This window comes from Campylobacter sp. CFSAN093249, from assembly GCF_011067895.1.
In the GTDB taxonomy this organism is placed as follows: domain Bacteria; phylum Campylobacterota; class Campylobacteria; order Campylobacterales; family Campylobacteraceae; genus Campylobacter_D; species Campylobacter_D jejuni.
In genome coordinates, this window is the sequence record NZ_JAAMWM010000006.1 from 42,206 (window position 1) to 61,080 (window position 18,875).

Consider the following 18,875-nt stretch of genomic DNA (forward strand, 5'->3'; position numbering starts at 1 on the left):
ATAAAACTTAAATTTTTTTAATTATTTCACTATAACTTCAGGGATGATTCCTTGTAAGAAAAAAGCTATAATGCAAGTCCAAATTCCTATTAAAATAATAAAAGCTACAGAATATTTTAATGTGAATTTGAAAAGATCAGATTCTTTTCCCACAAGTCCAACCGCTGCACAAGCTATAGCAATGCTTTGTGGACTGATCATCTTTCCAACAACCCCACCTACTGAATTAGCTGCTAAAAATAAAGCTTCGCTAATACCTAGTTTTTGAGCGCTTACTTGTTGCAAGGTTCCAAAAAGTAAATTAGCACTTGTATCAGAGCCTGTTAAAAATACCCCTATCCAGCCAATGATTGGTGAAAAGAAAGAAAAAGCATCACCTGTGTGTGCAAAAGCAAGTCCTAAAGTAGTGCTCATACCACTATTTTTAGAGATAAAAGCAAAGGCCACAACCAAACCTATGGTGATACAAGGTATAGCCATTTCTTTTAAGGTAACCCAAAAGCATTCTGCAACATCTTCGGCTTTGATTTTTAAAATAGCTATAGTTAGAAAAGCGGCAAGTAAAATCGCTGTTCCTGCTTGAGCTACGGTTTTTCCATTGATTAAATCTACACCCAAGGCCAAAGATAAAGGCTTAGCTTCTCCTATGCCTGTGATAGAAGGGCTTAAAATTCCAGTTGTGATATTGCTAAATTGTAAAGTAATACTTGTATAGCTTAAAATTCCGTCCTTATCAAAGAGAGCTTTAAACCAAGGTTGTGTCCAAATGATAATACAAACAATGAGTAAAATAAAAGGTGACCAAGCTTTTAAAATTTGATTAAAACTTAAGGTGTTATCTTGAGTGAAATTGCTTTCATTGTCAAATCTAAAAATATTTTTTGGTTTCCAAAATTTCAAAAATACAGTCGTAACTGCTAAAGAAACCACAGCTGAAATAATATCAGGTAATTCCGCTCCTAGGTGATTTGAGCTTAAAAATTGAGTAGTTGTAAAACTTAGCGCCGCAACTAAAATAGCTGGAAAAGTTTCTTTAATACCTTTAAATCCATCCATTAAAAAAACTATGAAAAAAGGTATAGTAAGGCTTAAAGGAACTAGCATTCTACCTACCATGGCAGAAACTGAATGCTGTTCTATGCCGACAAGATTTGCCATAGCAATAATAGGAATTCCCACCGCACCAAAAGCAACAGGAGCGGTATTTGCGATAAGACAAAGCCCTGCAGCTTGTAAAGGACGCAAGCCAAGTCCTACTAAAAGTGCAGCGGTTATAGCCACAGGGCCACCAAAACCTATAGCACCCTCTAAAAATGAACCAAAACAAAAACCTATTAAAATCACTTGAATTCTATGATCTGGAGTAATGCTCATCACGCTTTTTTTAATGATTTCAAAAGAACCTGACTTGATAGAAAGTTTGTAAAGAAAGATTGCCGCGATGATAATCCAAGCTATAGGCCACATACCATTTGTAAAGCCTTGAATAAAACTTGCACCCACTAAATTCCAAGGCATTTTATAGGCAAATAAAGCTACTAAAGTAGCAAGTATAACAGTTAAAAAACCTGCTTGATAGCCTTTAAGCTTTAAAACAACCAAACAAACTAAAAAACATAGTATAGGTAAAAATGCCACTAAAGCACTTAGCCAAATGTTTGAAAAAGGGTCATAAATTTGTTGCCATGTTAAAATTTGTTCCAATTTTTCCTCCTTGATAATTATTATGTATAAATTTATTGTAACAAAAAATTAAATTAAAATAAAAGAATTATAGAGTAAGGTAAATTATATTGTATTATTATTAATTATTTTGTGTATTTTAGTAATATCATAAATATTAAATAAATATAAAAATAGAACAAGATAAAAATCTTATTCTAAAGGGGTAGCAGCTGTTAAAGGTGGGGTTATAATCATTAGTTCATTTACTTCAGCAAAAAAAATAGGATCTAGGGTGCAAGGGGCTATTCCAAAGCGTTTTTGTATAGGAATATTTGGATTAAAAAAAGTTACTATACATTCATCAGATTCCAAAACTAAAGAACGAATTTGCACAGCTGAAGTTGTTGTTGGCATTATAGAAAATACAGTTTCTAATTTACCATCTTTTAGATCATCTTGACAAGATTTTGCTCCAAAGGTTCCATCTTCTAAGATGGCTAAACAAAGATCGCTTTCTTTTGGATTTGTAAATTGCACATAACCAAAAGGAAGTTCATCAGCTAATTTATCTTTTTGTTTTAACTTATCGCTTAAAACAATTTCTTTAATATTCCAATTTTGATCAATAGGATCTTTTGAGGTATCCCTAAAGGCGCTTAAAAAAATTCCCGTTTCTAAGCTTCTTATAGAAACCATTTCGGTAAAATCTTTCAAATCTCCAGTAGGAGTTGCAAAGGCTAAAGTTATAAACATAAAAAACAAAGTAATAATTTTTTTCATATTAAATGTCCTAAAATTTTCTAAAATTTACTGGAAAATGATCTGAAACTATATGAGATCTTAAACTTGCAAGCATTAAAATCGCAGCTAAAAGCGGTGGAGTATAGGTTTGTTGTCTATTTGAATTTCCCGTAATTGCATAATCAAGAGTCCCTCCGCTTGCTTGAGTGGCGCTAGTTGGAAAAACCACTCTAATTCTATTTGCTAATTCTCTATCCACTGTACTTGTTATAGTAGAAGGATCACGGTTAAAATCCCCTGCTATCATCCAGTTAACTTGAGGCATATTTGCAAAATGTGCATCTACAGCTGTGATAATTGCTCCTACATCTGTTCCTCCATTAGCTAAAGCATGGATATTGAAAAAAGCATCATTTCCATTGCGAATTCCTATAATGGGTCTTGAAACTGTAGTAGGTGGAGGTAAAACAATCACTTCTTCAGCTTGCATTCTTGAAACTATAGCTAAATTTACACGATTAGCTCCTACATCAACGCGAGAATAATAAATAAAAACCCTATCAGGCCTTGAAAGAGTTCCTAAATTCCACTCATATTCATCAATAGGTGTTCCACCTTGTTGCACATGGCGTCCTGTTGGAGTGGCTGTTCTTGGTAAAGTTCCTGCTTCTTGTATCATTAAGATATCTAAGGGGTTTGCTCCACTTACAAGTTGTCTTACGCTAACACTCCATTTGCTTTCTGTGGCTGCGGATGAGCCTTGCAAATTCCAAGTGCCAACATTAAAATTTTCTAAATTTGCAAAAGCAAGGTTAAAAGATAAAAATAAACATATAATTTTTTTCATCGTACCTCTCCTTGACGATATAAAGGTTTTGCGGTAAAAGGCGGAGTAGTTAAAAACCATTGTTGATCAAAATTATCTTTTTTTGCACACTCTACGGTAAAAATTTTAAAAACCTTGTGAAAATCACCATAAAGATTTGTAATAGGTGCTTGTATGCATTTTCCATTTCCTAAATTTTTAATTTGAACCGCTGTATTGCTCATAGGGATAAGTTTCCACATTTGTGCGTGATTGCTTGCATCGCAAGGATAATGGACAATTCCATTACCATAAGCATTAAGACAAGTATTGGTTTTGGCATTTTTAATCATTGCAAAATCATTAGGATAAAGCAAAAGTTGCCAAACTCTAGCATCGCCAAATCCTTTACTATCGATTAAAGTATAGCCCCAAATCCAATTTCCTTGCGCTAAAGCCCAAACCGTTAAAGCTGCTCCGCTAGGGCCTAAAATGGTTAAAAAATCAGAAACCGCAGGGCGATTTTCAAAAATTAAAACATCATTAAAAGCTTCGTCTTTAAAGCGAGGATTGATCCCATTTACTGCATTATTGTTGGCACTATTGCTTGTTCTAGTTAAAGGTGGGGTAATAGGAGTAATAGGTACTAAATCAGCACCGCTAATTAAACTTGGAATTTCTTGATTGGTAGGAAAAGTAGGTTCAAGTCCTAGTTTTAAAGGATCAGTATCTTCAAATTCTCCAAATGAACGCCCCAAAGGATTTACATTTTCAAATTTAGAAGAACATGCATAAAGAAAAAAAGTCATAAAACAACATAAAATAAAAACTATAATTTTTTGCATTAAAAACCTTGATATGTATTTAAATTTTTAAGAAAATAATAACATAAATTTCATTATAATTTTCCGCTTTTTAAAAATGTTTTATTTTGTTGTTTTTAAAGGTAGAATTTACATGTATCTTAAACACTTATATTTTAGCATCTCTCAAATTTTTAATTTTTACAAAGAAGGTTTTAAAAATTTAACTCTTGGAAAGACCCTTTGGAAAATTATCTTTATCAAACTTTTTGTTATGTTTGTGATTTTAAAACTTTTTGTTTTTGATGTAAATTTTAATTCTATTTTTAAAAGCGACAAAGAAAAAAGCACTTTTGTACTCAAAAATCTTACACTCGAAGGAAAATAAATGAACGAACTTAGTAGCGTTGATTGGTCAAGAGCGCAGTTTGCCTTAACTGCACTTTATCATTTTTTGTTTGTGCCTTTAACCTTAGGCTTGTCTTTTATGATTGCTATCATGGAAACCATCTATGTAAAAACTAAAAATGAAAGATGGAAAAAAATCACCAAATTTTGGCTTTCATTATTTGCCATAAATTTTGCTATCGGTGTAGCTACAGGCATTATAATGGAATTTGAATTTGGAACAAACTGGGCAAATTATAGCTGGTTTGTGGGCGATATTTTTGGCGCACCTTTGGCGGTTGAAGGTATTATGGCATTTTTCTTAGAGGCTACTTTTTTTGCAGTTATGTTTTTTGGCTGGGATAAAGTAAGTAAGGGTTTTCATTTACTTTCAACTTGGTGTGTGGCTATAGGAAGCAATCTTTCTGCTTTTTGGATTTTAGTGGCAAATGGTTGGATGCAATATCCTGTAGGAATGAGCTTTAACCCTGATACAGCAAGAAATGAAATGCAAAGCTTTTTTGAAGTAGCACTTTCTCCTGTAGCTATTTCAAAATTTTTACATACCATAGGCAGTGGTTATGTGATTTCAGCTTTATTTGTAATGGGAATTTCAGCTTGGTTTATGTTAAAAGGACGCCATATTATCGAGGCTAAAAAAAGCTTAGTTGTAGGAGCTAGTTTTGGTTTGGTTTGTTCAATCTTTTTGTTTTTCAGCGGAGATGAAAGCGCTTACCGTGTAACTCAAACTCAACCTATGAAACTTGCAGCTATGGAAGGGGTTTATCAAGGTGAACATCGTGCAGGACTTGTACCTTTTGGAATTTTAAATCCTAAAAAAACCATAGATAATAACGAAAGTGTGTTTTTATTTGACATTACTATACCTTACGCTCTTTCTATATTAGGAAACCGTGATCCAAATTCTTTTGTTCCAGGAATTGAAGATTTGATCTATGGAAATGAAAGCAAAGGTATAGAACCTATGCAAAATCGTATCGATAGAGGAAAAATCGCTATACAAGCTCTAAAAGACTATAAACTTGCTAAAGAAAACAATGATACAATAGCTATGGCAAATCACAAATCCATTTTAGAAACTCATTTTAAAGATTTTGGTTATGGATATTTAGAAAAACCAAGCGATACTATTCCACCTGTGGCTTTAACTTTTTATAGCTTTCATATCATGGTTGCTTTAGGAAGTTTTTTCTTTTTACTTTTCATCGTTACGCTTTATCTTACCATGGCAAATGATATTGAGAAATTTAGAAAAGTACTTTGGGTGTGTTTGTTATCCATTCCATTGGGTTATATTGCCGCTGAAGCAGGTTGGATTGTTGCTGAAGTAGGTAGACAACCTTGGGCAATTCAAGACTTGCTTCCTGTACATATCGCAGCAACACAACTTGGAAAAGTCAATGTTCAAATTTCATTTTGGATTTTTGCAGTACTTTTTACAGCCTTATTGATTGCAGAAGTTAAAATCATGCTTACTCAGATTAAAAAAGGTTTTGACGCACATGCAGGACATACTCCACTTATGGGCAAAGGAGAAAAATAATGTTTTTTGGTTTAGAACTTGAAGGTTTGCAAATTTATTGGTGGTTGATTTTAAGTTTACTTGGTGGACTTTTAGTTTTTATGTTTTTTGTTCAAGGTGGACAGACTTTAATCGATGAGCTTAGCAAGGATGAGCTTGAAAAAACTATGCTAGTTAATTCTTTAGGGCGTAAATGGGAGCTTGGTTTTACAACTCTCGTACTTTTTGGCGGAGCAGCTTTTGCAGCTTTTCCACTTTTTTATAGTGCAAGTTTTGGCGGAGCTTATTGGGCTTGGCTTTGTATTTTATTTTGTTTTATTTTACAGGCTGTGGCTTATGAATATCGCAAAAAAGAAAATAATGTTTATGGCTCTAAAACCTATGAAATTTTTCTTAAAATTAATGGTTATTTAGGTGTGTTTTTAATCGGAGTTGCAGTAAGTAGTTTTTTTAGCGGTTCTGAATTTATCTTAAATGAGCATAATTTTGTTTCTTGGCAAAATCCTTTGCACGGCTTAGAACTTTTACTTAATCCTTTTAATTATCTCTTAGGCTTAGCTTTAGTATTTTTAGCAAGGCTTTTAGGTGCAGCGTATTTTATGAACAATATCAATGATGAGAATATCAAAATAAGAGTTATGAAAAAACTCATGATCAATAGTATTTTATTTTTACCTTTTTTCTTAGGTTTTTTAGCGTGGATTTTCTTAAAAGATGGTTTTAGTGTGGATACAAATGGAGTTGTAAGCATGAGTGCGAATTTATATTTATATAATTTCTTAAATCAAATGATTTTTGCTGTTTTGCTTGTTATTGGTGTGATTTTAGTGCTTTTAGGTATGGTTCAAGGAACAAAAGGTTGCTCTAAAGCTATTTTTACCCTAGGACTTGGAACGGTTTTAACAGTTTTTGCTTTATTATCAAGCATTGGTTTAGGTCAAAGTGCTTTTTACCCATCTTTAAGTGATTTACAAAGTTCTTTAACTTTAAAAAATGCAAGTTCAAGCTATTATACTCTAAGCGTCATGGCTTATGTATCTTTACTTGTACCTTTTGTTTTAGCTTATATTATCTATGTTTGGAATGCAATGGATAAAGTAAAAATCACACGCGAAGAAATCGCAAACGATGATCACGCATATTAAGGAGAAAAAATGTTACATGCTTTGTTTTTATTGGCTTGGCCTTTAGTAATTTATCTGAGCTATAAATTTATAATGCTAAATATCAATCAATTAGAAAAAGATAGCAAACTATAAAGCAAGATAAGATTTAAACCGATATAAGTATAAATCTTTTCAAAATATTGCAATTTGCCCATTTTTGGGCATCTTTTAATCATAAATCTTTTAAAGCTTCATTAGCAGCATCAAGGGCGTGAATAAGGCTTGTGTCAAAAATTTTGATATTTGTATCATTTTTGGATATTAATAAACCAATTTCAGTGCAAGCTAAAAGCACTCCTTTTGCCCCTTTTTCTTGTAGTTTTTTTATAATATTTAAATATTTTTCTTTAGAATCTTGCTTGATTTCACCTTTGCAAAGCTCATTAAAAATAATATCATTAACGATTTTTATATCTTCATCACTAGGAGTAATAACGCTAATATTTTCTTCAATCAGCATTTTTTTATAAAAATCCTGCGTCATTGTGTATTTAGTACCCAATAAACCAATTTTTTGTATGTTTTCTTGTTTTAAAGCCTTAGCAGAACTTTTTGCAATATGTAAAATAGGGATATTTATATTTTGTTGAATTTCATCAAAAACCTTATGCATAGTATTAGTTGCAATTATTATAAAATTAGCCCCTGCAAGTTCTAATTTTTTAGCACATTGAGTCAAAATTTGTGCAGCTTCTTGCCATTTATCTTGGCTTTGTAAATTTTCTATTTCTTCAAAATTAACACTGTAAAGTAAAATTTTTGCAGAATTTAAAGATTTTAATTTATCATTTATAGCTTGATTTATTGTTTTATAATAAGTAATAGTGCTTTCAAAACTCATTCCGCCTATAATACCAATGGTTTTCATTTTTCTCCTTAAGAATTAATTTTTGAGTCGTTTTATTACAATATATTTCATAGAAATATGATTTATTTTTAAATAAATAAATATATTTTAATATTTTTATTAAAGTTTAAAATAATTTTTTAAACTATTTTCCAATCTATAGGAATTTTACCAACTTTTTTTAAAAATTCATTAGCCTTTGAAAAATGCTTACAACCTAAAAATCCTGTTCTAGCTAAAGGGCTTGGGTGAGCTGCTTTTAAAATCAAATGCTTAGTATTATCAATCAAAATCTCCTTGTTTTTTGCGTAATTTCCCCAAAGCATAAAAACAAGCCCTGATTTTTCATTACTTAATTTATGTATTATAGCATCACTAAATTCTTGCCAACCCCACGAACTATGGCTAGCTGCTTTATTTGCTTCAACGCTAAGAATAGAATTTAAGAGCAAAACTCCTTGTTTTGCCCAAGAGCTTAAATCTCCGCTTTTTGCTGGAGTGATGTTTAAATCATTTTGCAATTCTTTAAAAATATTATTAAGACTTGGTGGGATTTTTACATTTTTTGGAACCGAAAAACTAAGCCCCATTGCTTGATTTGGTTGATGATAAGGATCTTGTCCTAGGATAATAATTTTAATTTCTTTTAAAGGACATAAATTAAAAGCATTAAAGATTAAATTCGCAGGTGGATAAATAATTATATTTTGATTAATCGCATTTAGGTATTGTTTTTTGATTTCTAGAAAATATTTTTTTTGAAATTCGTCTCTTAAAAATTCTTTCCAGTCATCATTTATTTTAATCTTATCTATGTTTATTGTAATTTCTTCCATATTATCCCTAATTATTTAAATTATTAAAAATTTTATTCTAACAAAAAAGCTTGCAAAAATATATTAATTTTTTTTGAAGTAAATAAAATTTTTTATATTAATAAAAATTAAATATAAAGACATAATAGGATATAAAAATACTTAATTTATTGTATTTGAAAGTAGTTTTCTTATTAACCAATTATTAACTAAAAATGCAATATCATTATTTTATGATTTAAATCAAAAATTTTTGATTTTAAATTAAAATACTTTTATGAAAGGTTCAAAATGGGAACAAGAAAAGAACATGATTTTATTGGGGAATTAGAAATCTCTGATGAGGTTTATTATGGAGTGCAAACTTTTAGAGCTGTTGAAAATTTTGATATTTCTCATGATAGATTAAAAGATTTTCCTCGCTTTGTTAGAGCTTTGGCTAGAGTAAAAAAAGCTGCAGCTATGGCAAATCATGAATTAGGTCTTTTGGATAAAAATATCCAAGATGCGATTATTAAAGCGTGCGATAAAATTTTAGAAGGCGGGTATTATGATCAATTTGTAGTAGATATGATCCAAGGAGGTGCTGGAACAAGTACAAATATGAATGCTAATGAAGTTATAGCGAACATAGGACTTGAACTTATGGGTCATAAAAAAGGTGAATACCAATATCTTCATCCAAATGATCATGTTAATTTAAGCCAAAGTACTAATGATGCTTATCCTACGGCTTTACACCTTGCCTTACATGATTATTTAAGTGATTTGGCAAAAGCTATGGAACATCTAAAAAAAGCTTATGAGAGAAAAGCTGAAGAATTTAAAGATGTTCTTAAAATGGGTAGAACCCAACTGCAAGATGCTGTACCTATGACTTTAGGTCGTGAATTTAAAACTTTTGCCGTAATGATAGGTGAAGATATACAAAGAGTATTAGAAGCTAGAAAATTGATTTTAGAGATCAATTTGGGTGGAACTGCTATTGGAACAGGAATTAATTCTCATCCTGATTATCCGAAGGTTGTAGAAAGAAAAATAAGAGAAGTGACAGGTTTTGAATATACTGTGGCTGAGGATTTAATCGAGGCGACTCAAGATACGGGAGCTTATGTACAAATTTCAGGTGTTTTAAAACGTGTTGCAACAAAACTTTCTAAAGTATGTAATGACTTAAGACTTTTAAGTAGTGGTCCAAAATGTGGTCTTAATGAGATTAATCTTCCAAAAATGCAACCAGGTAGTTCTATCATGCCAGGTAAGGTAAATCCTGTTATTCCTGAAGTAGTTAATCAAGTTTGTTATTTTGTTATTGGAGCAGATGTAACTGTAACTTTTGCTTGTGAGGGTGGACAATTACAACTTAATGTTTTTGAACCAGTTGTAGCATATAGCTTATTTAATTCTGTTGTAATGCTAGAAAAAGCAATGTATACTTTAGCTGATAAATGTATAGATGGTATTACCGCAAATGAAAAAATTTGTTCAGACTTTGTCTATAATTCAGTAGGTATAGTAACAGCTTTAAATCCTTATATTGGTTATGAAAATTCAGCTTCTATAGCTAAAGAGGCAATGAACACTGGAAAAAGAGTGGCTGATATTGCGCTTGAAAGAGGGCTTTTAAGCAAAGAACAAATTGATGAAATTTTAACTCCATCAAATATGCTAAATCCTCACATGGAAGCTAAAAAATAGCACTTAGGATTTAATATGGATATAATGATAATTTTGCAAGTAATCGTCCTTCTTGGGGCGATTTTTATCGGTATTCGCCTAGGTGGTATTGCTATAGGTTATGCTGGAGGATTAGGTGTAGTTATACTAGGACTTGTTTTAGGTATGAAACCTGGTAATATTCCTTGGGATGTTATTTTAATTATTGCCGCAGCTATTGCAGCAATTTCTGCTATGCAACAAGCAGGTGGACTTGATTACATGGTAAGGGTGACAGAAAAAATTTTAAGATCAAGTCCTAAATTTATAAATTATTTAGCTCCAGCTTGTGGGTGGTTGCTTACAATTTTAGCAGGAACAGGAAATGCAGTATTTTCTTTAATGCCTGTTGTAGTTGATGTTGCAAAATCTCAAAACATAAAACCTAGTGTTCCACTTTCATTAATGGTTGTTTCTTCGCAAATTGGAATCACTGCTTCTCCTGTAAGTGCAGCTGTGGTTTATATGAGCGGCGTTTTAGAGCCACTTGGATGGAATTATCCAACTTTAATTGGAATTTGGATTAGCACAACTTTTGTAGCTTGTATGCTTGCAGCTTTTATAGTGAGTTTAATCACTCCTATGGATTTGAGTAAGGATAGTGTTTATCAAGAACGATTAAAAGCAGGACTTGTAAAGGATGCAGGAGCTGTTTTGCATGGCGAAGATAAACCAGGTGCTAAACTTTCAGTGGTAATTTTCTTGATCACTGTTTTGGCAGTTGTACTTTATGCAACCGCAATTTCAAGTAATATTAAATGGATTGATCCTGTTGTGGTTCCAAGAGATGCAGCTATTATGAGCTTTTTGCTTACTGCAGCAACTTTGATCACTTGGCTTTGTAAAGTTGAACCAGGTAAAATTCTTGACACTAGTGTATTTAAAAGCGGTATGACTGCTTGTGTTTGTGTTTTTGGTGTAGCATGGCTTGGAAATACTTTTGTTGCAGGACACGAAGCTTCTATCAAAGAAGTAGCAGGCGACTGGGTTAAACAAACCCCTGCTATGTTAGCAGTTGCATTTTTCTTTGCAAGTATGCTTTTATATTCTCAAGCAGCAACCGCAAAGGCCATTGTACCTGTAATTATCACCGCTTTAGGAATTTCAGCAGCAAATCCGCATGATTCTTATATGCTTGTAGCTTGTTTTGCAGCAGTTTCGGCACTTTTTGTGCTTCCAACTTATCCAACCTTGCTTGGTGCTGTGCAAATGGATGATACAGGAACGACTAGAATTGGTAAATTTATATTTAATCACTCTTTCTTTATACCAGGAGTTTTAGCTATTGCAATTGCTGTAGCATTAGGCTTTGTATTAGCTCCTATGCTTATTTAAATCAAACCCTAGGTTTTTCTCTCCTAGGGTTAAAATTTTTTCATTAGTTTTTAAGTATATACTACGCTATAATATTCATTTTTAATTTTCTTTAAGAAAGGAATTTAATGAAGATAAAAGTTGGGTTGATTTTTTCAGGTATTGTTTGCCTTTTTTTAACAGCTTGTGTTAATCAGGTTAAACAAAATACAACATTTGAAAATGCTTTAACACAAAAATATTGTGGTGATGATTTTTTCAATCAAAATTTAGAAAAAATTAAAAAAAATGATGATGTCATTTATACAGGATTAAATGCAGGTTTGATTGCTAGAAATTGTGGTGATTTTAACAAAAGTAATGTATTTTTTGATGCTGCGGAAGAATCTTATAAATATGATGTGGATTTAGAAAATGTAGGCTCTAAAGCAACTAAATTTGTTGGTACAACCTTGCTTAATGATACTATAGTAGATTATGATGGTTCTTTATATGAAAGAATTATGGTTAATATATATAAAGCTCTAAACTATATGGAAGAAGATGATTATGAAAATGCAAGAGTTGAGTTTAATCGTGCTTTAATGCGTCAAGATAAGGCAAAAGAATATTTTACTAAAGAAATTGAAAAAAATCGTGCTGATTTAGATAAGGCAAAAGAAGATAAAAATTATGATAAAAATATGAATGAAAATTCAAAAGTTATAGAAGAGCAATATGACAACTTATTTAAAGAATTTGATACAACAAAAAATTTCATAAATCCTTATGCGACTTATCTTGCTTCAATATTTTTCTTTATGGATAAAGATTATAGAAAAGCTGCAGATTTATTTAGAGAAGTAGCTATTATTTATCCAAAAAACAAAACTATCAAAAAAGAGGCTAAAATTTTTAAAGAATATGCCACAAAAATAAAAGTCAAAAAAGCTAAAAAATATGTTTTTGTAGTTTATGAAAATGGATTTGGTGTAGTTAAGGATGAATTTGTTTTAACCTTACCTTTTATAGTGGATAAAAAAATTATTAGCACAAGTATTGCTTTACAAACCTTGAAAAAAAGGGAAGCTTCTTTTGCAAATTTAAATATAAATGGTCAAAATACAAATGATTTTGTAGATTTAGACAATATTGTCGCTACTGAATTTAAAATAAATATGCCTGTAATGATTGCTAAAGCCTTAGCTCAAACTATAATTAAAACCACTTTAAATGTAGCTGTTGCAAATAATGACTCTACAGGTGGATGGCTAAGTCTTGCAACAGCAGTAGCAACTGCTGCAACCAATAAAGCTGATGTGCGTTCTTGGAGAGGTTTACCAAAAAGTATTGCTATAGCAACAATAGAAAACGACGGAAATTTAGAAATCAAAGATCCACAAGGCAATATTTTGTTTCAAAAATCATTAGATAAAAATAAAAATGTTCTTGTGATAGTGCGTTCTTTTGCTCCGTATTTAGCCGCAAGTGTTGCTATCATGGAAAAATAAGGCTAAAAGATGAAAAAAAATATTTTATTTATTTTAATGTTTTTACTTAGTGCTTGTGCACCAAGTTATCAAATAAATTCAAATCAAAATACTGTAATTTTAGGTTCAAATTTACCAAAAAGTTTAGTAAAACAATTTCAAAAGCGTATAAATAACAATGGTTATTTAGAATTTGAAGTGATTTTACGCAGTACTTTTGCTAAAGATGTAATTTATAAAGTGGATTGGTTAGATAAAGATGGTTTTGTGCTAAGAGATGTTTTAAATGAGGGCTATCAAGCCCTTAGAATTCCAGCAGGACAAGAGGTGATTCTTCGTAAACTTGCATCTGATATAAGAGCGAAGGAGTTTAGATTAGAAATTAAAGCAAAAAATTAATCTCATTTTAGGAAGGATAAATCATGAAAAAAACAAAAATTTTAGGAATAGCTCTTATTGGAGCTTTGCTTTTTAGTGGTTGTGCGCAAACAGCTTATACAGATGGAAAGGCAAGTCAGATAAAAAAAGGCGATGCTTTAACCTTGGGTCTTGATAGACAAGATTTTGAAAGTGCAGCTGAAACTATGATAAATAGTATGTTAAGTGATCCTGCTTTTGCAAATATTAAACCAGGTACAAGAAAGGTTATTGCTATTGGTAGGGTTGTGAATGATACCCCACAAAGAATCGATACTGAAAAACTCACCGCAAAAATCACTTCTGCATTAAGAAAATCAGGTAAATTTGTTCTAACTTCAGCAGTTGCTGCAGGCGGAGCACTTGATAGCATGAGTGAAGATGTAAGAGAATTAAGAGATAATGATGAGTTTAATCAAAAAACCATAGCAAAAAAAGGGACATTGGTATCGCCTGATTTTTCTCTTGCGGGTAAAATTAGACAAGATAATGTAAAACTTAGCAATGGTAAAACTCAAGTAGAATACTTTTTCTTGTTAAGACTTACTGATTTAACATCAGGTTTAGTTTATTGGGAAGATGAACAAACTATTGATAAAACCGGTTCTAGTAAATCAGTTACTTGGTAAAATAAAAATTAATTTATGAATAAAATTTTTTAGCTCAAGTGTTTGGCTTGGGCTTTTTTTATGATTTTTAAAAGGATACGAAATGAAAAAAATATTATTTATCGGCTCTTTAGTTATGGCAAGTTTACTTTATGCACAAGGTTCCCAGCCTGTAGAAATTACACAACAAGATATAAATACTCAAAATGAAATGTCTGACGCAAGTACTAAGGATATTACCCCAAAATCAATTGAAGATTTTTTTGAAGAATTTGCGGATAATTTCGGTATAGAATATGGTATAACCAAAGATGGAAAAACTTTTTATACAGGAAAAAGTACTGTTGCTGTAAATGATACTGATCCACAATTTGCACAAGCTTTACAAAATGCTTACCAAAAAGCAATGTTAAATTTGCAAAGCGAATTTATAAGAGATGCTTTTGGAAGAATTGCTACAAGCAAGATTCAAAATTATGAAGCAGACAATTCTACTAATGCTAAGGAATTTGATGAATTGCCAAAAGGTGATAAGGTTGATCAAATTTTAAATAAACTTACACAATTAGCTGGTGCTCAGCTTGATAAGGCATTAAAAGATTTAGGTATAGATACAAATTCTTTAAGCGAAGACAGAAAAAAGACTTTATTAAAGCAAGAATTTCTTAATAAAACTATGACAAATGCCATAGGTTCTATGAGTGGACTTGTTCCTGTGCAAACTATAGTTACACAAAGAAGAGGTGAGTATGATGTAGGTGTTATTGCTATTATTTCCAATAAAACTCGCCAATTAGCAAAAGATATGGCACTAGCAAGACAGAGTGCTATTAAGGGTAAAGGCAAGGCAATAAGTGAGTATCTGCCAAAAGATACAAAAGGCTTTTTAAATGAATATGGAATTCGCTTAGTTTATGATGAAAATGGTGCACCTATTATTTTAAGTTATGGAAACTGGGGTTATGTAGCAGATCCTAGCAATGCTAAAAAAACAAATATTTTAGAAGATAGAGCCAAAGAAACAGCACTTACTATGGCTGATGCTGCTATTATAGAGTTTATTAATACAAATTTAAGTCTTAAAGATGAAAGAACAACTGGTGATACTTACGAGGAAATCATCAAACAAAGTATTAATGTTAATGATAGTTCCACTCAAGAACAAACTCAAAACATAACAAATATTATTGACAAAGTAAATAGTAAAATAAAAGCAAGCACAAGCGGTAAAATTTGTGGTATTCGTACTCTTAAAAAATGGAGCTATACAAGTGAAAATGGTATTGAACATGTAGGAGCTGTGAGATTTTATTCTTATGAAAATTTAGCCAACACAAATGAGGCTTTAAATTCAAAGTCAAATACAACAAAAAATGAAGCTAAAAAATCTTCTAGCATACAAAGAAGCTCTAATGTTGTAAATAGCATGGATGATTTTTAAAGGTAAAAGATGAAAATAATTAAAATTCTTTTTTTAGGCTTATTTTTAAGCCTAAGTCTTAATGCTAAAGTTATAACCACAACTTCAACAAAATCAAGCACAGGTGAAGGCACAGGCTTGACTAGGGAAGATGCGATAAACAATGCCATTATAGAGGCTATAGGAAAAATGAGCGGAGTAAGCATCAATTCTCTTAAGAAATCTAACACTAGCGTTTCAACTGATAATTCAGGTTCAAACATACAAGATAATTACAGCGAGCAAATTTCAAAAGCCACCAAAGGTAGAGCTGATACTTATGAAATCAATAGTGTTGAACAAGATGCAAATGGTAAATATGCAGCTAATGTAACGATTTTTAAAACCACAACAACAAAAAAGTATCAAGCTCCAGGTTTAAGTGCAGATAATAGAAGAAGTATTACTGTTTTTGATTCTACTCCAGATGCTGCAAAAAGAGGCATAGGCTCAGCTTTGCAACAAAAAATCATTTCTGATTTATTGCAAAGTCGTAAATTTAATGTTTTGGACCGTGATTCTAGTGGCTATTATGAAATGGAAAAAGCTTTAATTAAAAGTGGCGACGCAGCTAGTGGTGAGGTTTATAAACTTAAAAATGTGTTAGCAACAGATTATATTTTATTGTTTTCTATTTCAGGACTTGAAGGTAAACAAAAAACAAGCAATTTAACAGGAAAAAGCAAAACTGAAATTGAAGTTATCGTAGATTATCGTGTGCTTTTATTTGCTACAAGACAAATTAAATTTTCTAATACTTTAAGCATGAAAGTCAATCTTAAAGACAATAGTCTTAGTGCCAATGAAACCGCACTCAAACAAATTGCAAATCGTATAGCAGGAGATATTTTAAACGCAATTTATCCTTTGAAAGTTGCAAGTGTTGAAAACAATGAAGTAATATTTTCTCAAAGCTTAAATCAAGGTGATGTTTATGAATGTTTTGCTCTTGGGAAGGTTATAAAAGATACTTATACAAAAGAAAATACAGGAAGAGTAGAAAGCAAAACAGGAAGTATTGAAATCACTCGCACAAGCCCTAAATTTTCTTATGCAAAAATCACAGAAGGTAGTGTAAAAGTGGGCGATATTTGCAGACCTTTAAGTAATACTGGTAGTGGAAATGGCTACACTATAGGTCGTGATGCAAATTATCAAACCCAAGAAGGCGGCGGAGTAAATCTAGGCTTTTAAATTTTTAGAGTTTGATTTTTCTCAAACTCTAAATCCTTTCTTAAATTCATCAAAAATTAAAGAAAAATTTTGTAAAATCGAAATTTTATTAAACCACTAAAGCTTTTAAATCCGTTATTGCGGTGCTTTATGGTACTACCAATTTATAAGGAAAAGCAATGTATGCTATTATCAAACACAGCGGAAAGCAATACAAAGTAAGTGTTGGCGATGAGCTAAAACTAGATCACTTTGAAGCTGAAAGCAAAGCAAGTATTGAAGTAAGCGAAGTTCTTGCTATCAATGATAAAGAATTAAAGGTAGGTGCGCCTTTCGTAGCAGGTGCAAAAGTTGTTTTGGAAGTGATCAATCACGGAAAAGATAAAAAAGTTGTGATTTACAAAAAAAGACGCAGAAAAGATTCTAAACTCAAACGCGGTTTTAGAAGACAATTTACTCGCGTTGTAGTAAAAGATATCAAAGCTTAAGGAGTAAAGAATGGCACACAAGAAAGGTCAAGGTTCAACTCAAAATAACCGCGATTCCATAGGTCGTCGTTTAGGTGTTAAAAAATTTGGTGGCGAGTTTGTTAGAGCTGGAAATATCATCATCCGCCAAAGAGGAACTGCAACTCATGCAGGTAACAATGTAGGTATGGGAAAAGATCATACTATCTTTGCTTTGATTGATGGTTTTGTAAAATTCGAAAGAAAAGACAAAGATAGAAAAAAAGTTTCTGTATATCCTGCATAAGTTTTTAGGACGCTTTTTAGCGTCTTGAAAACTTTAAATTTATAAATTTAACTTCTTTTATTTACTCAAATTTAGCTTTATAAATTTAAAGTCAAAGGCAATTTAAATGTTTATTGATAGTGTTAAAATTACTTTAGCTTCAGGCGATGGTGGCAAAGGTGCTGTAAGTTTTCGCCGTGAAAAACATGTTCCACTTGGTGGTCCTGATGGAGGAGATGGTGGAAATGGTGGTGATATTATTTTCGTATGTGATAATAATACCCACACTCTTGTAAATTTCAAAGGCAAAAGAGAATTACGCGCGCAAAATGGTGCTGGTGGAATGGGACGCAATAAAAATGGCAAAAAGGGTGAAAATTTAGAACTTATAGTGCCCGAAGGAACGCAAGTTATCGATGCACAAACTAATGAAATTTTACTCGATCTTACCAAAGAAGGACAAAGAGAGCTTTTTTTAAAAGGTGGAAAAGGTGGACTTGGCAACACCCATTTTAAACACGCCACCAATCAACGCCCCGATTACGCACAACCTGGTATAAAAGGAGAAAGTCGCTTAGTCAGACTTGAACTTAAACTTATTGCCGATGTAGGGCTTGTGGGCTTTCCAAATGTGGGAAAATCTACTCTTATAAGCGTTGTTTCAAATGCAAAACCTGAAATTGCAAATTATGAATTTACCACCCTTACTCCAAAACTTGGACTCGTAGATGTAGATGAGTATAATTCCTTTGTTATGGCTGATATTCCAGGGATTATCGAAGGAGCAAGTGTGGGTAAAGGCTTAGGACTTGCCTTTTTAAAGCACATAGAAAGAACGAGCTTTTTACTTTTCGTGCTAGATCCTATGAGGCAAATGCCTTTAAAAGAACAATTTATAGTACTAAGAAAAGAACTTGAAAAATTTTCCAATGAACTTTTTGGGCGTAAATTTGGCATCATGATTTCAAAAAGTGATAGTGTTCGTTTAGGAGAGGAATTTGCTGAGCAAATTGCTTTAAACATTAATGAGTTAGACAATTATCTCAAAGAAATAAATAATCCACAAAGCTTTTTAATCAAAGTCTCAAGCCTTGAAAAAACAGGACTTAAAGAACTTAAATTCATGCTTTTAGAAGAAATTAAAACTTTAAGAAATAACAAATAAAAATTTTAACAATCTAGGAAGTGTTTTATATTAAAAATTTCAAACACTCC

At 31.8% G+C, this 18,875-nt stretch carries 19 protein-coding genes; 13 read left to right on the forward strand and 6 right to left on the reverse strand.

Going from position 1 to position 18,875, the window contains the following annotated elements:
• Positions 1–21 precede the first annotated feature (21 nt).
• The 4 genes from FBF10_RS06855 to cdtA all read right to left on the reverse strand — a co-directional run bounded on the left by FBF10_RS06855 (position 22) and on the right by cdtA (position 4,056).
• Positions 22–1,704 (reverse strand): L-lactate permease, encoded by a 1,683-nt coding sequence (locus FBF10_RS06855; protein ID WP_004308263.1) that lies wholly within the window; start codon positions 1,702–1,704, stop codon positions 22–24.
• Positions 1,705–1,875: 171 nt separating this feature from the next.
• Positions 1,876–2,445, reverse strand: a complete 570-nt coding sequence (cdtC, locus tag FBF10_RS06860) for a cytolethal distending toxin subunit Cj-CdtC (RefSeq protein ID WP_002934619.1) — start codon at positions 2,443–2,445, stop codon at positions 1,876–1,878.
• 10 nt (positions 2,446–2,455) lie between these two features.
• Entirely contained in the window at positions 2,456–3,253 is a 798-nt protein-coding gene (gene cdtB / locus FBF10_RS06865; protein ID WP_002851847.1) for a cytolethal distending toxin nuclease subunit Cj-CdtB, read from the reverse strand.
• The gene (gene cdtA / locus FBF10_RS06870) at positions 3,250–4,056 is read right to left on the reverse strand and encodes a cytolethal distending toxin subunit Cj-CdtA (protein WP_002854626.1); all 807 of its coding nucleotides are present in this window, start codon (positions 4,054–4,056) and stop codon (positions 3,250–3,252) included. Before cdtA ends, cdtB begins: the two co-directional genes overlap by 4 nt.
• A gap of 112 nt (positions 4,057–4,168) precedes the next feature.
• Here cdtA and FBF10_RS06875 point away from each other — a divergent pair, with 112 nt between their 5' ends.
• The 3 genes from FBF10_RS06875 to cydB are packed head-to-tail and all read left to right on the forward strand — an operon-like array spanning position 4,169 to position 7,089.
• Positions 4,169–4,402, forward strand: coding sequence for a DUF4492 domain-containing protein (locus tag FBF10_RS06875; RefSeq protein ID WP_002851632.1), 234 nt, complete (start codon positions 4,169–4,171; stop codon positions 4,400–4,402).
• The gene (locus tag FBF10_RS06880) at positions 4,403–5,965 is read left to right on the forward strand and encodes a cytochrome ubiquinol oxidase subunit I (protein WP_002859765.1); all 1,563 of its coding nucleotides are present in this window, start codon (positions 4,403–4,405) and stop codon (positions 5,963–5,965) included.
• Positions 5,965–7,089, forward strand: a complete 1,125-nt coding sequence (gene cydB, locus FBF10_RS06885; RefSeq protein WP_002899742.1) for a cytochrome d ubiquinol oxidase subunit II — start codon at positions 5,965–5,967, stop codon at positions 7,087–7,089. The genes FBF10_RS06880 and cydB overlap by 1 nt, the downstream gene beginning before the upstream one ends.
• A 193-nt stretch (positions 7,090–7,282) precedes the next feature.
• Here cydB and FBF10_RS06890 read toward each other — a convergent pair whose 3' ends face one another.
• Together FBF10_RS06890 and ung are read right to left on the reverse strand one after the other, a co-directional pair.
• Positions 7,283–7,978 carry an aspartate/glutamate racemase family protein gene (locus FBF10_RS06890; protein WP_002851706.1) on the reverse strand — a complete coding sequence of 232 codons (696 nt, stop codon included), beginning with the start codon at positions 7,976–7,978 and terminating at the stop codon, positions 7,283–7,285.
• Positions 7,979–8,097: 119 nt separating this feature from the next.
• Positions 8,098–8,793 (reverse strand): uracil-DNA glycosylase, encoded by a 696-nt coding sequence (gene ung, locus FBF10_RS06895; RefSeq protein WP_002851931.1) that lies wholly within the window; start codon positions 8,791–8,793, stop codon positions 8,098–8,100.
• Between the two features lie 270 nt (positions 8,794–9,063).
• Between ung and aspA the strand changes: the two genes are divergently transcribed.
• From aspA to obgE, 10 genes are all read left to right on the forward strand, one after another.
• A complete protein-coding gene (gene aspA, locus FBF10_RS06900) occupies positions 9,064–10,470 on the forward strand; it encodes an aspartate ammonia-lyase (protein WP_002851742.1) in 1,407 nt (468 codons plus the stop codon).
• Positions 10,471–10,485: 15 nt separating this feature from the next.
• A complete protein-coding gene (locus tag FBF10_RS06905; protein WP_002892575.1) occupies positions 10,486–11,823 on the forward strand; it encodes an anaerobic C4-dicarboxylate transporter in 1,338 nt (445 codons plus the stop codon).
• A 107-nt stretch (positions 11,824–11,930) separates the two neighbouring features.
• Entirely contained in the window at positions 11,931–13,292 is a 1,362-nt protein-coding gene (locus FBF10_RS06910) for a COG3014 family protein (protein ID WP_020246818.1), read from the forward strand.
• A gap of 9 nt (positions 13,293–13,301) precedes the next feature.
• On the forward strand, positions 13,302–13,670 hold the full coding sequence (locus FBF10_RS06915; RefSeq protein WP_004308248.1) for a YcfL family protein: 369 nt from the start codon (positions 13,302–13,304) through the stop codon (positions 13,668–13,670).
• A gap of 23 nt (positions 13,671–13,693) precedes the next feature.
• Positions 13,694–14,317, forward strand: coding sequence for a penicillin-binding protein activator LpoB (lpoB, locus tag FBF10_RS06920; protein ID WP_004308247.1), 624 nt, complete (start codon positions 13,694–13,696; stop codon positions 14,315–14,317).
• A gap of 82 nt (positions 14,318–14,399) precedes the next feature.
• A complete protein-coding gene (locus FBF10_RS06925) occupies positions 14,400–15,737 on the forward strand; it encodes a DUF6844 domain-containing protein (RefSeq protein ID WP_020246819.1) in 1,338 nt (445 codons plus the stop codon).
• 9 nt (positions 15,738–15,746) lie between these two features.
• Positions 15,747–16,949 (forward strand): CsgG/HfaB family protein, encoded by a 1,203-nt coding sequence (locus FBF10_RS06930; RefSeq protein WP_004308242.1) that lies wholly within the window; start codon positions 15,747–15,749, stop codon positions 16,947–16,949.
• Between the two features lie 158 nt (positions 16,950–17,107).
• On the forward strand, positions 17,108–17,416 hold the full coding sequence (rplU, locus tag FBF10_RS06935) for a 50S ribosomal protein L21 (protein WP_002778820.1): 309 nt from the start codon (positions 17,108–17,110) through the stop codon (positions 17,414–17,416).
• Positions 17,417–17,426: 10 nt separating this feature from the next.
• Positions 17,427–17,681 carry a 50S ribosomal protein L27 gene (rpmA, locus tag FBF10_RS06940; protein WP_002800974.1) on the forward strand — a complete coding sequence of 85 codons (255 nt, stop codon included), beginning with the start codon at positions 17,427–17,429 and terminating at the stop codon, positions 17,679–17,681.
• Between the two features lie 106 nt (positions 17,682–17,787).
• Complete coding sequence (obgE, locus tag FBF10_RS06945; protein ID WP_002934627.1) at positions 17,788–18,825, forward strand: GTPase ObgE; 1,038 nt, start codon at positions 17,788–17,790, stop codon at positions 18,823–18,825.
• The last annotated feature ends 50 nt before the right edge of the window (positions 18,826–18,875 follow it).